The sequence below is a fragment of the Roseibium sp. SCP15 genome, from assembly GCF_040329435.1.
In the GTDB taxonomy this organism is placed as follows: Bacteria; Pseudomonadota; Alphaproteobacteria; order Rhizobiales; family Stappiaceae; genus Roseibium.
Window position 1 is genome coordinate 1404816 of the sequence record NZ_JBDZYI010000001.1, and the last position, 15569, is coordinate 1420384.

The window sequence follows — 15569 nt, forward strand, 5'->3', positions numbered from 1 at the left end:
GTCAGCGACTTTGTCACCGTTGTTCTTTTCACCGGCGGAGCCAAACTCCAGAGGAACGGCTTGGCCAACTTGCTTCGGTGAGAACTCGTACGGAAAGACCAGTACCGCAGGCTTAGCCAGCCGCGAACAAAACGTCACCCCAGACGGCAAGTGTGGCGCAGAAGCAGACCAAAGAACCGAATGCAGCAAAATCACGAGCAATGTGAAACATGTCACCCTCCAACCTTTTACCGTTGTGCAAAAGGAATATGTTCCAATTTTGTTCTCTTTGCAAGCACTTTTTGTTCCCCTTGTCATGAGGCTAATCAAAATTAGAGAAAACTTGTAGTTTTTGCTTTGTTCCCGCAGCAAATGGCGAACTGGTCCACCACCTGCCCGCGCGCAAATTGTTTGAATTAGACACCTAAAGGTCTTGGACCAGACCGTCCTGAAGCGTGATTGCCCGATCCATTCGCCCGGCCAGTTCCAGGTTATGCGTGGCAAACAACGTGGCAACACCAGATGCACGAACCAAAGCCGACAATGCGTCAAAAACATAATTCGCGGTGTTCGGGTCGAGATTTCCAGTTGGCTCATCCAACAGGAGTATCCGGGGCGCATTTGCGACCGCCCGAGCAACCGCAACCCGCTGCTGTTCCCCGCCTGAAAGCTCCGATGGACGGTGTTTACCCCGCTCTCCAAGCCGCATATAGCTCAGCAGCTCATCCGCCCGATCTGCGGCAACCTTGCGCGGTAGGCCACGGATCATCTGAGGCATCATGATGTTTTCCTGCGCGGTGAATTCCGGCAGCAGATGATGAAACTGGTAGACGAACCCAATGTCGTTGCGTCGGATGGCCGTGCGCTCGTCATCGGACAGCTCCGCACAATTGATCGGCCCAAGGAAGACGTTGCCATCGTCCGGGCGCTCCAGAAGACCGGCAATATGCAACAGCGTCGACTTGCCTGTGCCTGAGGGGGCCACCAGGGCAACCATTTCACCAGCTTCTATTCGAAGGTTTGCCCCCTTCAGAATATGCAGCTGGCGTTCGCCCTCATCGAAACTGCGAACGATACCGGAAAGTTCCAGAGCGGCAGGAGCAAGACCGGGTGTGCGGCGCGGATCAACAGCCATGTTCATCTCAAGCCTCCCTATTCGTACCGGAGTGCTTCTACCGGATCGAGCCGCGCTGCGCGCCACGCCGGATAGAGGGTCGCCAACAGGGAAAGCGCCAGAGCCATGACCAGAACTGTTATGGTCTCGCCGCTATCAATTTCAGCCGGAAGCTTCGACAGGAAATAAAGTGTGGGATCGAACAGCTGGGTGGAAGTAAGCCAGGACACGAACTGGCGGATGCTCTCGATATTCAGGCAAACGATCAGGCCGAGTATAAAGCCGGCCAGCGTTCCGACACAGCCGATGCTAGCGCCGGTGATCAGGAAGATCCGCATCACCGATCCCCGGGTCGCCCCCATCGTTCTCAAGATGGCGATGTCCCGTCCCTTGTCCTTCACAAGCATGATCAGTCCGGAAATGATGTTCAGCGCCGCGACGAGAACAATCAGCGTCAGAATGATAAACATCACGTTCCGCTCGACTTCCAGTGCGGAAAAGAAGGTGACGTTCCTCTGGCGCCAATCGGTCACGAAGGTTGGTCTTTCCGCCGCTTCTTCCAGAGCCGCGGTCACGACACCGACATTGTCCGGATCGACAACATAGACCTCAATCCCTGTCGCCTTGGTGTCCATATTGAAATAGGCCTGCGCTTCTTCCAAAGGCATGAACAGGAACGTGGAATCGTATTCGCTCATGCCGATCTCGAAGATCGCGGTAACCGGATAGGCCTTGAGACGCGGAGTGACCCCCATCGGTGTTACGCTGCCGCGGGGGGATATGATGGTGATGTTGTCGCCGGTGGTGATACCGAGTTGCTGCGCCATGCGCGACCCGATCGCAACACCTTCGCCGGCATCAAACCCATCCAGCGAGCCCGACCTGACGTTGTTGGCAATCAGCGGAATGCGTCGCAGGTCACTTTCATAGACGCCGCGCACGAGTGCACCGAGATTACCTGCAGGCCCGGACACAAGCGCCTGGCCTTCAATGAACGGTATTGCGCTGACGACATCCGGCACGCCTTCGAGCCTGGCCGAAACCGCGTCATAGTCCGTCAGCGGCATGTCGATCGGCTGGACCAGCATGTGACCGTTGATACCGAGGATTTTGCCAAGGAGTTCAGAACGAAAGCCGTTCATCACCGCCATCACGATGATAAGCGTCGCAACGCCCAGCATGATTCCGGCAAACGAGAAACCCGCGATCACGGAAATGAAGGTTTCGCGCCGCCGAGATCTCAGATACCGGCCGGCAATCATCCATTCAAAGGCGGAAAAAGGGCGTGTAGGCGCCGCGGGCTTGTGACCATCGTCAACGTCTACAGTGTTTGCCGCTGTCATTGTCCATCCACTTCAGCAAATGCCCAACCGGCCGCGGTGTCCGCGACCGAATCCCCGCCCCGAGGATCAACGGACTTGATTAGTCCGTCAATGCCGCCGTCAGCTTGTTCAACGTGGCTTCCGGAGAAAGCATTTCCTTTTCCCCAGTTGCACGATCCTTGACCTCCAGAACGCCGTCTTTCAATCCACGTGGCCCGGCCACAACCTGGAACGGCAGTCCGATCAGATCCATGGTGGCGAACTTGGCCCCTGCCCGGGTGTCCGTATCGTCATAGAGAACCTCGATGCCGGCGGCTTCAAGCTTGGCATACAAATTCTCACACGCCGTGTCGGTCATGTCGTCACCCGGCTTCAGATTGACGAGACCAACATGGAACGGAGCAACCGACTTTGGCCAGATGATTCCATTCTCATCATGATTGGCTTCGATCAAGGCGCCAAGAAGGCGGGAAACACCCACCCCGTACGACCCCATGTGGACCGGAACTTCCGTACCCTCGGCTGTCGCAACCTTTGCCCCCATCGGCTCGGAGTATTTCGTGCCGAAATAGAATGTCTGGCCCACTTCGATCCCGCGAGCGACAATCCGCTTATCTTCCGGTACGGAGGCCTCGAAAGCGGCCTTGTCGACAACGTCTTCAGTCGCGGCGTAATGAGACGTCCAGTCCTTGACGATCGGGCTGAGGTCGCTGTTGAAGTCAATGTCCTCGCCTGGCGTTTCCTTGCTCAGGTAATCGGCATGGCAATAGACTTCGCTCTCCCCGGTGTCTGCCAGAACGATGAACTCGTGGCTGAGGTCACCGCCGATCGGGCCGGTTTCTGCCCGCATCGGAATAGCCGTCAGACCCATGCGCTTGTAAGTGCGCAGGTAGGCAACAAACATCCGGTTATAGGACTCAACAGCGCTCTCCTGGTCCAGGTCGAAGGAATAAGCGTCCTTCATCAGGAATTCGCGGCCACGCATGACACCGAAGCGCGGACGTACCTCGTCGCGGAATTTCCACTGAATGTGATAGAGGTTCAGCGGTAGATCCTTGTAGGAACGCACATAGCCGCGGAAGATATCCGTGATCATCTCTTCATTGGTCGGACCGTAAAGCATGTCGCGCTCGTGGCGATCGGTGATGCGAAGCATCTCCTTGCCATAAGCATCGTAACGGCCGCTCTCGCGCCAAAGGTCAGCGGACTGAATGGTTGGCATGAGAAGCTGGATCGCCCCCGCGCGTGCCTGCTCTTCTTCGACAATGCGTTCGATCTTGCGCAGAACCTTATGACCGAGCGGCAGCCAGGAGTAGATCCCAGCCGATTGCTGGCGGATCATTCCGGCGCGCAGCATCAACCGGTGTGAAACAATCTCTGCCTCTTTAGGGGTTTCCTTCAGAATGGGCAGAAAATATCTGGAAAGACGCATCAATATTCTCTCAATTAGCGCAAAACCTGTTTGGTGCGCAGTCAAAGCGCAAGCTGAAGCTAAAAACAACCCCTTTGCGCGTCGGGCGTGGTCTTTTGCAGAATTAGCCGGAAAATGCGACTGAATCGAGGGAAATTGAACGTTTCAACACCCGACGTTTCAACCGGCAAAAGGTCATTGGTTGTTCCCACCAAATGTCAAAAAATTTGGGCATGCAAAAAAAATCAAGTCGGGTGCGACAAATAGGTGACAAGTGCAAAACAATCAGCTAGGTTTCGTCCTCATAACAAAAAGATGCCTTGGCAGAAATGCCAAGTAGCTCAAGAACATCGCGGTCTGAGTCTTGGGAGGAAGGACCCTCTGGCGCACCTTCGGTTCGCAGCCGCCCAGCCAGGTTGTAACACCAACCGGTAAGGGATTGGGGTCAGTTTAGACGCGGAACTTTTTAAAGGCAGAGCTCAGCTCTGCCTTTTTTGTTTCCCGGCAAACATTTGCAGCCGAGCAAAGTCCGGATTCTCTCGCCGGAAACCTAACCGTTCGGCTGACTGTAGCTGTGGCTTGGCGGATTAAAGAACGGGATATCGTCCAATCCGTACCCTGACTGACGCAGCAGCAGGAATCCTGAGAACACAATTGTCGTCACGATGGTCGTGATGACCAGGACCTTGAAGAAACGAGGACGTTCCGGTGCGCTCGGTTCGGAACCGGGAATCACATCTCCTGCCTCTTCCTGAGTGCGACGCATGCCGAATGGCAGAATCGCAAACAGGATGATCCACCACAGCATGAAATAAACGGCCAGGCCGAACGCCACGGACATGCTTTTCTTACGCCTCTTCCAATTCGGTCAATGTGCCGAGGAAGTCTTTGGGATGCAAAAACAGGACTGGTTTGCCATGAGCACCAATCTTGGGTTCGCCATCCCCCAGCACACGAGCTCCCTCAGCAAGAAGCTTGTCGCGTGCCGCAATGATATCGTCGACTTCGTAGCAAACGTGATGGATCCCACCAGAGGGGTTCTTCTCCAGGAACTTCAGGATCGGGGAATTGTCACCGAGGGGCTCCAGAAGCTCGATCTTGGTGTTTGGCAAGGTGATAAAAACCGTGCTGACGCCGTGAGCTGGCTGTTCTTCCTTGGCGGATACCTCGGCACCGAGTGTATCGCGGTAAACGGCGGTTGCAGCTTCAATATCCGATACCGCTATCGCAACGTGGTTGAGCCTTCCGATCATCAATATTCCTCCGCATGGGACAGTCGCTAAGACCATCCGGCTGACTATATCTGGGTCACCATCACCTTGCAGAGCGTCTTCTTGCCCCAGACGTCAAGGATTTCGGAGCGAGCCGCCCGCCGGGCCGCTTCACCGACAAGATCCTTGTCCTTGCGCCGTGCCTTGGGAATGCTTGTCACTGCTCCGATGACCGCCTTGATGACGATGTCTTCCATCGGTTCACCCTCGTCATCGGTGTCGGGAAGCCCCAGCAGCGTGACTTCGGGATCTGAAAGCAACTCCCCTGCCCGGTTGACGACAAGCGCCACCACGGCTGCACCTGCGAAAGACAATTTGCGCCTTTCCTTGACACCGGTCACTTCCGGATCATCAAGAATTTCGCCATCCTTCACCAGAATGCCGAAAGGCGCTTCATCGATGATGCCCGCCTTGCCCGCCGTCAGGTTGATGATATCCCCGTTCTTGCCGCGCACGACCTCAGAAACTCCCTGTTCCTTCGCAAACGCAGCATGAGCGGCAAGATGCAACGGTTCTCCGTGTACGGGAAGCACGACTTTCGGCTTTACCAGTTTGTATAACTGTTCAAGTTCGCCGCGACGTGGATGGCCCGATACATGTACGAGTGCGTCGCGGTCCGTTACGATGTTCACATCCTTGTCGGCAAGATTGTTCAGGACTTCGCCAACAGCCTTTTCATTGCCGGGAATGGTCCTGGACGAGAAGATCACCATGTCTCCCTTGGAGAGACCGATGTTGCGGTGTTCACCGGCAGCTATTCTGGCAAGTGCCGCCCTGTTTTCGCCCTGAGACCCGGTACAAAGAAGAACGGCTTTTTCACGCGGTAGATATCCGAATGCCTCTTCATCATGAAACTGGCGCAGTCCTTCCAGATAACCGAGCTCTCCGGCAACATCGATCACGCGGTGCATGGACCGTCCCACGACCACTACGTCGCGATCATTTGCAGCAGCTGCCTCGGCGATTGCCCGAATGCGCGCGACATTTGAAGCGAAGGTCGTCACGGCGATCCTGTGCTTGGCGGAAGCCATCACCTTCTTCAGCTCTTCAGCAACATCCGCTTCGCTCGGGCTGACACCATCCCTTACCGCATTGGTGCTGTCGCACACAAGCGCCATCACACCTTCACGGCCCAGCTCCGCAAGCCTGTCCATATCAATTGGCAGACCAACGCCAGGCGTCGGATCAATTTTCCAGTCACCGGTGTGCAGCACAAGTCCTGCCGGGGTTCTGATTGCGAGTGCGCAGGGCTCCGGGATCGAGTGGGCCATCGCAACGAACTCGATGTCGAAGGGGCCGATCTTGTGCCGTTCGCCTTGCTTGACGACTGTTACCGGCACTTCTTCCGCACCTGGTTCGCTCTCTGTTTTTGCCGCAAGCAGCCCAGCCGTGAAGGCTGTCGCATAGACGGGCACCTTCAGAAAAGGCCAAAGATGCAGGATGCCACCATAGTGATCTTCATGTGCATGGGTGATCACCATACCGACGATGTTATCGACTTCGTCCTCCAGAAACTTGATGTCTGGCACGACCACGTCGATGCCCGGAAGTTCCGGGCCTGCAAAGCTCACACCGCAATCGACGATCAGCCAGCTTCGGTCATCTTCCGGCCCATAGCCGTAGAGTCCGAGATTCATGCCGATTTCGCCAACGCCGCCGAGCGGCAGAAACACTATGTCGTTCTTGTCTGTATTGGCCGAAGCCATGGATTACTCCTTGAAATCTCTTTCAAGCGAGTGTCTACCCGTCATTGTCCGACAGAAACACATCGCCTGCGTAAATGGTGCGCTGGCGGCCGTCATCCTGTTTCAGGACCAGGTGGCCGCGCGCATCCAGATCGGCAAACATGCCGCTAATTTCCCCTTGAGCGGTCTTGACCTTAACTTCCTTGCCAAGATGGGCCGCTCGTTTCAGCCATTGTTTTCGGATGGGCTGGAAGCCGCCCGGTTGGCACCAATGAACAAGTTGCTCCGCCATCGATGCAGCCAGCGCCTCAAACAATCTTTCAGCCGTTACCTGAAAACCGAGGCTCCTGAGATCAGTCGCCTGATAAAGGGTGAGAGGTGGATGAGAGACGCAATTCACGCCAAAACCGATGACCACAGCCTGGCGGCCGTCATCCAAAACCTCTGCCTCCAATAGAATTCCGGAAAGCTTGGCACCATCCACCAAAAGGTCGTTGGGCCATTTCAGGTCTACCAATTGGAGTGTCCCGGCAGCTTTGTCAACGGCGTTGGCAAGTGCAACTGCCGCTGCAAGAGGCAGCTCACCGATCCTGTCCGCCGGTTGAGGGTCGATCAGCAGCAGGCTTGCAAAGAGGTTTCCTGTTGGTGACGACCAGTCCCGTCCCCGCCGGCCGCGTCCTTCCAGCTGTTGACCGGCGCGGATCCAGAGATGCCCGGCATGCCCCATGCGTGCCCGGTCAAAGCACAGTGTATTGGTGGAGCCTACGCTCTCATGCTCTTCATAGCGAAAGTCCGACGCACCAGGCGCCGGACGTTCCAGGTTTCTATTTGTCATTCTATCGATCAGAACAGGGACTGGGCCGCTGCGCTTGCAGCATTTATCACTTGCCCGGGAGCCAACCAGAAGAAGATGACGAAGACACTCGATAGGCCGAGAACCACCTTCAGTTCCATCGGCATGGCCTCAAAGCCTTCAACCGGCTCATCAAAGAACATGACCTTGACGATCCTCAAGTAATAGAAGGCACCAACCACTGACATCAGCACACCGATGATCGCAAGTGGGTAAAGCCCGGCTTCAACGGCAGCCACAAAGACGTACCACTTGCCGAAAAAGCCAACCAGCGGCGGAATTCCGGCGAGCGAGAACATCAGCAATCCAAGCAGTATAGCCATCGGCAGGTTGGTCTGGGACAGACCGGACAGATCATCGATCTCCTCAAACATGCCGTCCTTGCGACGCATGGACAAGATGCAGGCAAACACACCCAGCGTCATGCTGAGATAAGCAGCCATGTAGAAGATGACACCTTCGACACCGGTTTGGGTGCCGGCCGCAAGACCGACCAGTGCGTAACCCATGTGACCGATGGAAGAATAGGCCATCAGTCGCTTCAGATTACGTTGTCCGATCGCCGCAAAAGCACCGAGTGCCATGGAAGCGATGGATACGAAAACGATAACCTGCTGCCAATCACTCGTAACCGGCTGGAACGCTTCGATGACAATCCGAACCAGCATTCCCATGGCGGCAACTTTGGGAGCTGCGGCAAGGAAAGCGGTAACAGGTGTCGGCGCCCCCTCGTAAACATCGGGAGTCCACATGTGAAACGGAACCGCCGAAATCTTGAAGGCAAGGCCTGCCAGAATGAAAGTTAGACCGATAACGAGCCCGATGGAGGCACCTTCCACCGTCAGCGCATTCGCGATACCTGCGAAGGAGATCTGACCGGTGAAGCCATAAACCAGTGACATACCGTAAAGCAGCATGCCGGAGGACAGTGCACCCAGAACGAAATATTTGAGGCCTGCTTCCGTAGAACGAACACTGTCACGGTTGATCGCGGCAACGACATAAAGCGACAGACTTTGCAGTTCCAGACCGAGATACAGTGCGATCATGTCGTTCGCGGACAACATCAGCATCATGCCGAGCGTCGCCAGAACGATCAGGATCGGATATTCGAAATGGTCGAAAGACTGGCTCTTGGCGTAGGCCCAGGACATCGCAATCGCGAAGAACGAGCCGACCAGAACAAGCAGTTTCAACAAGTAGGCAAACTCGTCGAGTACGAAGGAACCGCCAAAAGTTTCGCCGTAGGCTGGTACAAAAAGCAGAACCAGGAAAGTGCCGCCGAGAAGCCCCATTGCGCCGCCAAAGACAGCGTAGCTGACGCCTTTGCCGCCAAAGGCACCTACCATCAAAAGGACCATTGCTCCGAGGGCCAGGATGATCTCCGGAAGGACCGGCATGAGATCTGGCAATTGGGTCATGTCTGACATAGCTCTGTCTCGTCCTCGAAACCTTAGTGAGATGCGGCAGCAGCTGCGGCGTGCTGGGTTACCCCGGCCGCGTCAAGCGCTGCGACATAGTGATTGATGAGATTGTCCACCGCGCCCTGCGTCACATCCAGGATCGCCATCGGGTAGAACCCGAAGAAGATCGTCAGGACAATCATCGGGATCAGGATCACCTTTTCCCGCAGGTTCAGGTCGAGGATCGACTTGAGGCTCTCCTTCTCCAGCGCTCCGAAGACCACTCGGCGATAGAGGTAGAGTGCATAGGCAGCAGAGAGGATGACACCGGAAGTCGCGAAGAACGCGACCCAGGTATTGACCTGGAAAGCACCCATCAGCGTCAGAATCTCGCCGACAAAGCCGGACGTCCCCGGCAGGCCAACATTGGCCATGGTCAGTATCAGGAACACGACCGCGTATTTCGGCATTCTGCTGACCAGTCCGCCATACGCGGCGATTTCGCGGGTATGCATCCGGTCATAGATCACTCCAACGCAAAGGAAGAGCGCACCGGAAACGATGCCGTGCGAAAGCATCTGGAAAATGCCGCCCTGGACACCCTGGTGGGTCATCGTGAAGATACCCATCGTCACGTAACCCATGTGGGCAACGGAGGAGTAGGCAATCAGCTTCTTGATGTCTTCCTGTGCCAGCGCCACCAGGGAGGTGTAGATGATGGCCACCACCGACAAGGTGTAGATCATCGGCGCAAACATGTCCGACGCAATCGGGAACATTGGCAGCGAGAACCGCAGGAAGCCGTATCCACCGAGTTTCAGGAGAACACCAGCCAGGATCACGGAACCGGCAGTCGGCGCTTCAACGTGCGCATCCGGCAACCAGGTATGCACCGGCCACATCGGCATCTTGACCGCAAACGAAGCGAAGAAAGCCAGCCATAACCAAGTCTGCATGCCGGACGGGAAAGAATGGGCAAGCAGTTTCTCGATATCGGTCGTACCGGCATTCCAGTACATCGCCATGATCGCAATCAGCATCAGAACCGAGCCGAGCAGCGTGTAGAGGAAGAACTTGTAGGACGCGTAGACGCGGCGCGCACCTCCCCAGACACCGATGATCAAGAACATCGGAATCAGGCCGGCTTCGAAGAAGACGTAGAACACGACCAGATCGAGTGCGCAGAAGACGCCGATCATCAGCGTTTCGAGCACAAGAAACGCGATCATGTATTCCTTGACCCGTTTCTGAACGCTTTCCCAAGAGGCAAGCACGCAGAAAGGCATCAGGAATGTGGTCAGGATGACAAACAGCACAGAGATGCCGTCCACACCCATCCGGTAGCTGATGTTGCCACCCAGCCAGTCGCGGTTTTCAACGAACTGGAACCCGGGATTGGCGTAATCGAATGCCCACCAAATACCCAGCGACAGCAGGAAAGTGAAACCCGTTGTCACCAGCGCGACCATTCGGATGTTTCTTTTGCTGCCCTCGTCATCTCCCGGCACGAGGAGGATGAAGAGCACGCCGATCAGCGGCATGAAAGTTGTGAGTGACAGAATTGGCCAGGCAATCATTAGTGTGCACCCCCGCCGGTGCCAGCACCGGTGAACATCGACCAGGTGATGAGCGCAGCCACACCGATCAGCATCGCAAATGCGTAGTGATAGAGATATCCGGTCTGCAGTTTCACAACCCAGGCCGTGACGTTCTGGACGCGGGTGGCAACACCGTTCGGCCCGAAGCCGTCAATCACGGTGCCATCGCCCTTTTTCCAAAGAACTCGGCCAAGCCACATTGCAGGACGGACGAAGAGGAAGTCGTAGATCTCGTCGAAATACCACTTGTTGAGCAGGAACTGGTAGAGACCATGATGGCGCTCCGCCAGCCGCTTCGGCATTTCAGGTGAGCGAATGTAGAACACATACGCAACCAGAAGGCCGGCCACCATCATGACGAATGGCGAGACTTTTACCCAAGCCGGAACATCGTGCATGGCATGCAGGATGTGGTTCGTTTCTGAGGTAAACAACGACCCCTTCCAAAAGGCATCGTAACCCTCGCCATAGAACGAGCCATAGAAGACCATGCCGGCAAATGCAGCGCCAATGGACAAGATGGCTAGAGGTATGGTCATCACCAGCGGCGACTCGTGCACATGCTTCATCACATCGACAGGCGCACGCGGCTTACCATGGAACGTCATGAACGTCAGACGCCAGGAATAGAAAGCCGTCAAGGCGGCTGCAATTACGGTTAGCCAAAAGCCATAGAGTGCCATCGGATTGGCGTGTTCGCCAACAGAGCCTGCAAAGGCAGCCTCGATAATCGCGTCCTTGGAAATGAAGCCTGCGAAACCGATATGCGTGAACGGAATTCCGACACCGGTCAGGGCAAGCGTGCCGATCATCATTGTCCAGTAGGTAATCGGGATGTGCTTACGCAGTCCGCCCATCTTGCGCATGTCCTGCTCATCGGAGACGGCATGGATGACCGAACCGGCACAAAGGAACAACAGTGCTTTGAAGAAGGCGTGCGTGAACAGATGGAAAATACCGATGGAATAGGCACCAACTCCGAGCGCGACGAACATGTAGCCGAGCTGAGAACAGGTCGAATAGGCGATCACGCGCTTGATATCGTTCTGGACCAGACCGACCGTGGCAGCAAAAAACGCGGTTGTTGCACCGAAGAACACGATCACGGCCAGCGCGGTGTGGGAAAGCTCCATCAACGGCGACAGGCGCGCCACCATGAAAACACCTGCGGTCACCATGGTCGCAGCGTGGATAAGCGCGGAAACCGGGGTCGGGCCTTCCATCGCATCCGGCAGCCAGGTGTGCAGAAGGAACTGCGCGGACTTGCCCATAGCTCCCATGAACAGAAGCAAACAGATGACCGTCATCGTCGCATGTGGATCGAGGTGATAGCCCAGGAACGTCAGCGCTTCGCCATGGCCTTCAACAAATGACGGTGCATCATTGAAGATCGTTGTGAACTCGATGCTCTGGAAGACATAGAAGACGCCGAAAATACCGAGCGCAAAGCCGAAGTCACCAACGCGGTTGACCACAAAAGCCTTCATCGCGGCAGCGTTTGCAGAAGGCTTCTTGTACCAGAAACCGATCAGAAGATAGGAGGCAAGGCCAACACCTTCCCAGCCGAAGAACATCTGGAGAAGATTGTCGGCGGTCACCAGCGACAGCATCGCGAATGTGAACAGCGAGAGATAGGCAAAGAAGCGCGGACGGTGCGGATCGTGGTGCATGTAGCCGATGGAATAGACATGCACCAGCGCCGACACCGTGTTGACCACGACCAACATCACGACGGTCAACGTGTCAATCTTGAGCGACCAGGAGACATTCAGATCGCCGACATCAATCCAACGGAAGAGATCATATGTCCCGGCCTGTGAACCGCCGAGCCAGAAACCGAAGAATGCAGCCCATGACATCAACGCGGCAATGATCAACAGACCACTGGTAATATACTCACAGGCCTTGTCGCCGATCGCCCGACCGAAAAGGCCGGCAATCAGGAAGCCGACAAGCGGCAGGAACAGGATTGTGGAATACATCAGTCCCTACCCCTTCATCACGTTGACGTCTTCCACGGCGATGGAGCCGCGGTTCCGGTGGAACACCACTAGGATCGCAAGACCGATTGCCGCTTCAGCCGCAGCTACGGTGAGTACCAGCATGGTGAAGATCTGCCCCATCATGTCGCCGAGGAACGACGAAAAGGCCACAAAGTTGATGTTCACCGAAAGCAGAAGCAATTCGATAGACATCAAGATAACAATCACGTTCTTCCTGTTCAGAAAGATCCCGAAGATCCCGATTGTGAACAGGATCGCCGCGACCGATAGATAGTGCGACAGACCGATTTCCATGGGCGCCTCGCCGTGCTCCCCTCGTTAACCCCAACCGGAAACAGCACGGAGGAGCGTGCCGGTTCCCGGACTTTACTTATGAAACGCAAACGTATTTGCGTCAGATCCCTTTGCCCGTTTCCACCTTCCGAACTTCGACAGCAGCTTCACGCGTACGGCCGACCTGTTCCGGAATGCTTTGACGTTTGACATTCGGCTTGTGGCGCAACGTCAGGACAATCGCCCCAATCATGGCCACCAGCAGCACCAGGCCCGCGACCTGGAAAAAATAGATGTACTTGGTGTAGAGCACCGAGCCGAGTGCCTGAATATTCGAAACACCTTCTGCTCCGGGCACTCCAGCAATCTGCGGCATCGGTTCTGCACCATGCTGGAGAACTTCCGGTGCAATGATCCAGGCACCAAGTCCCATCAGCAGCTCGACCATCAGGATAAGCCCAACGAGAGCACCAACCGGAAGATACTGCAGGAAACCCTGACGAAGCTCGACGAAATCCACATCCAGCATCATGACGACGAACAGGAAGAGAACCGCCACCGCGCCGACGTAAACGACAACCAGCAACAGTGCCAGATACTCGGCGCCAAGAAGAATGAACAAGCCGGCGGAGTTCACAAAGGCCAGGATCAGGAACAGGACCGACGTCACCGGATTTCGGGACGCGATCACCATGAAGCCTGACGCCAGGGTTACCCCGGCAAACAGGTAGAAAAAGAGGGCTTTCAGGATCATTTTAAAGACCTGCCTGTCGTGTGGCCATGTCGGGCCGGAAATGCGAAGCCCGGTCGGATTACCAGGCTGAAATCGAAGTTGCGGTTAGCTCCTAGCGGTAAGGAGCATCCATTTCAATGTTGCGGGCGATTTCACGTTCCCACCGGTCCCCATTCGCGAGCAGCTTTTCCTTGTCGTAGTAAAGCTCTTCACGGGTTTCCGTTGCGAACTCGAAGTTCGGCCCTTCAACGATGGCATCCACCGGACAGGCTTCCTGACAGAAACCACAATAGATGCACTTGACCATGTCGATGTCGTAGCGGGTGGTCCGGCGGGTTCCGTCATTGCGGCGCGGACCAGCTTCGATGGTAATCGCCTGTGCCGGGCAGATTGCCTCGCACAGCTTGCAGGCGATGCAGCGTTCTTCACCGTTCGGATAGCGGCGCAATGCGTGCTCACCGCGGAAGCGCGGGCTTACCGGCCCCTTCTCGAACGGGTAATTGACCGTTGGCTTCGGCTTGAAGAAGTAGCGCATCGCCAAAACGAAGGCCGATACGAACTCCTGCAGAAACAGCGATTTGACGGCTTGACTAAGTCCCATCGCTTTTAGCCTCTCTTTCCTCAACCAGCCAGTTGACTGGCGGCCCAATAACCAATGATCGGAAAGCCGATCACCGGAACTCCAAAAATCAGTGCGCTCAGGAGCGCTTTGTATTTGGCCGCGGCGCCACCGTCGCCGCCAGCCTGTCTGTTTTTCATCTCTGCCGCCTGAAGCATTCCCTTCAGGATCTTGTAGTCCAGCCAGCCGACATAAAGTCCGACCGCGGCCCCGACTACTCCGGCAAGCGAGATAATCACGCTGCGCCTGGCGCCCAGCCCATGACCATCAGCACCGCTGCAACCACCACGACCATGCCCAGCGACAGCGGCAGGAACACTTTCCAGCCAAGACGCATCAGCTGGTCATAGCGATAGCGTGGCACCATCGCCTTCACCATGGCGAACATGAAGAAGCCGAGGAAACATTTGAGAACGAACCAGACCACACCCGGTACCCAGGTGAACGGTGCGAAATCAAATGGCGGCAGCCAGCCTCCCATGAAGAAGATGGTCATGAGAGCGCACATCAGGCAGATAGCCACATACTCGCCAAGCATGAACATCATGTACGGCGTGGAGCCGTATTCGACCATGAAACCGGCAACCAGCTCCGATTCCGCTTCCGCCAAATCGAATGGAGGACGGTTGGTTTCAGCAAGCGCGGATACGAAGAACACGACGAACATCGGGAACAGCGGCAGCCAGTACCAGTTCAGGAACGCGAGCCAAGGAACACCAAGCCAAGTCGCAAGGCCCGTCTGCTGCGCCAGAACAATCTCGGAAAGGTTCAGCGAGCCGGCACAGAGCAACACCGTCACGATGACAAAGCCGATGGAGACCTCGTAAGAGACCATCTGCGCCGCGGAGCGGAGCGCTGACAAGAACGGGTATTTCGAGTTGGACGCCCAGCCACCGATAATGACACCGTAGACTTCAAGCGAGGACACCGCGAAGACAAACAGGACGCCGATATTGATGTTGGCAATCACCCAACCGTCCGCCACTGGAATGACCGACCAGGCAGCGAGCGCCAGCAACACGGACACCAGTGGAGCCAGAAGGAAAAGCACCTTGTTGGATCCCGCCGGAATGACTGGTTCCTTCAAGACAAACTTCAAAAGGTCTGCAAAACTCTGCAGCAATCCCCAGGGTCCCACAACGTTCGGGCCCCGGCGGATCTGAACGGCTGCCCAGATCTTGCGGTCGGCGTAGAGAATGTAAGCGACAATCACCAGAAGCACGACCATCAGCAGAAGGCTCTGCAGTGCCATCAGGAGGAATTGCCCCAAGTAGGTCGTCGTAAAGAACTCAACCATTCCGGTCC

Annotated in this window: 15 protein-coding genes; all 15 read right to left on the bottom strand. The window is 56.0% G+C overall.

The features are described 5' to 3' along the window. Positions 1 to 403: 403 nt before the first annotated feature. The 15 genes from ABLO27_RS06360 to nuoH all read right to left on the bottom strand — a co-directional run bounded on the left by ABLO27_RS06360 (position 404) and on the right by nuoH (position 15561). Entirely contained in the window at positions 404 to 1120 is a 717-nt protein-coding gene (locus ABLO27_RS06360) for an ABC transporter ATP-binding protein (RefSeq protein WP_353031361.1), read from the bottom strand. Between the two features lie 11 nt (positions 1121 to 1131). Beyond that, complete coding sequence (locus ABLO27_RS06365; protein WP_353031363.1) at positions 1132 to 2436, bottom strand: lipoprotein-releasing ABC transporter permease subunit; 1305 nt, start codon at positions 2434 to 2436, stop codon at positions 1132 to 1134. 79 nt (positions 2437 to 2515) lie between these two features. Further along, positions 2516 to 3847, bottom strand: a complete 1332-nt coding sequence (gene proS / locus ABLO27_RS06370; protein WP_353031365.1) for a proline--tRNA ligase — start codon at positions 3845 to 3847, stop codon at positions 2516 to 2518. A 529-nt stretch (positions 3848 to 4376) separates the two neighbouring features. Beyond that, positions 4377 to 4667, bottom strand: a complete 291-nt coding sequence (locus ABLO27_RS06375; RefSeq protein ID WP_353031367.1) for a DUF1467 family protein — start codon at positions 4665 to 4667, stop codon at positions 4377 to 4379. A gap of 7 nt (positions 4668 to 4674) precedes the next feature. Further along, a complete protein-coding gene (gene mce, locus ABLO27_RS06380) occupies positions 4675 to 5079 on the bottom strand; it encodes a methylmalonyl-CoA epimerase (protein WP_353031369.1) in 405 nt (134 codons plus the stop codon). A gap of 44 nt (positions 5080 to 5123) precedes the next feature. Beyond that, on the bottom strand, positions 5124 to 6803 hold the full coding sequence (locus ABLO27_RS06385; protein ID WP_353031371.1) for a ribonuclease J: 1680 nt from the start codon (positions 6801 to 6803) through the stop codon (positions 5124 to 5126). 34 nt (positions 6804 to 6837) lie between these two features. Next, on the bottom strand, positions 6838 to 7617 hold the full coding sequence (locus tag ABLO27_RS06390) for a biotin--[acetyl-CoA-carboxylase] ligase (RefSeq protein ID WP_353031373.1): 780 nt from the start codon (positions 7615 to 7617) through the stop codon (positions 6838 to 6840). Between the two features lie 8 nt (positions 7618 to 7625). Further along, positions 7626 to 9065, bottom strand: coding sequence for an NADH-quinone oxidoreductase subunit NuoN (gene nuoN / locus ABLO27_RS06395; protein WP_417714743.1), 1440 nt, complete (start codon positions 9063 to 9065; stop codon positions 7626 to 7628). Positions 9066 to 9088: 23 nt separating this feature from the next. Further along, positions 9089 to 10615 (bottom strand): NADH-quinone oxidoreductase subunit M, encoded by a 1527-nt coding sequence (locus ABLO27_RS06400; RefSeq protein WP_353031375.1) that lies wholly within the window; start codon positions 10613 to 10615, stop codon positions 9089 to 9091. Beyond that, the gene (gene nuoL / locus ABLO27_RS06405) at positions 10615 to 12618 is read right to left on the bottom strand and encodes an NADH-quinone oxidoreductase subunit L (RefSeq protein WP_353031377.1); all 2004 of its coding nucleotides are present in this window, start codon (positions 12616 to 12618) and stop codon (positions 10615 to 10617) included. Before nuoL ends, ABLO27_RS06400 begins: the two co-directional genes overlap by 1 nt. Before the next feature lie 6 nt (positions 12619 to 12624). Next, positions 12625 to 12933, bottom strand: coding sequence for an NADH-quinone oxidoreductase subunit NuoK (gene nuoK / locus ABLO27_RS06410; RefSeq protein ID WP_006934707.1), 309 nt, complete (start codon positions 12931 to 12933; stop codon positions 12625 to 12627). 100 nt (positions 12934 to 13033) lie between these two features. Then, the gene (locus ABLO27_RS06415; protein ID WP_353031379.1) at positions 13034 to 13666 is read right to left on the bottom strand and encodes an NADH-quinone oxidoreductase subunit J; all 633 of its coding nucleotides are present in this window, start codon (positions 13664 to 13666) and stop codon (positions 13034 to 13036) included. A 91-nt stretch (positions 13667 to 13757) separates the two neighbouring features. Further along, positions 13758 to 14246 carry an NADH-quinone oxidoreductase subunit NuoI gene (gene nuoI, locus ABLO27_RS06420; protein WP_006934709.1) on the bottom strand — a complete coding sequence of 163 codons (489 nt, stop codon included), beginning with the start codon at positions 14244 to 14246 and terminating at the stop codon, positions 13758 to 13760. 20 nt (positions 14247 to 14266) lie between these two features. Next, the gene (locus ABLO27_RS06425) at positions 14267 to 14503 is read right to left on the bottom strand and encodes a hypothetical protein (protein ID WP_353031381.1); all 237 of its coding nucleotides are present in this window, start codon (positions 14501 to 14503) and stop codon (positions 14267 to 14269) included. Beyond that, positions 14500 to 15561 (bottom strand): NADH-quinone oxidoreductase subunit NuoH, encoded by a 1062-nt coding sequence (nuoH, locus tag ABLO27_RS06430; RefSeq protein ID WP_353031383.1) that lies wholly within the window; start codon positions 15559 to 15561, stop codon positions 14500 to 14502. Before nuoH ends, ABLO27_RS06425 begins: the two co-directional genes overlap by 4 nt. Positions 15562 to 15569: the final 8 nt, after the last annotated feature.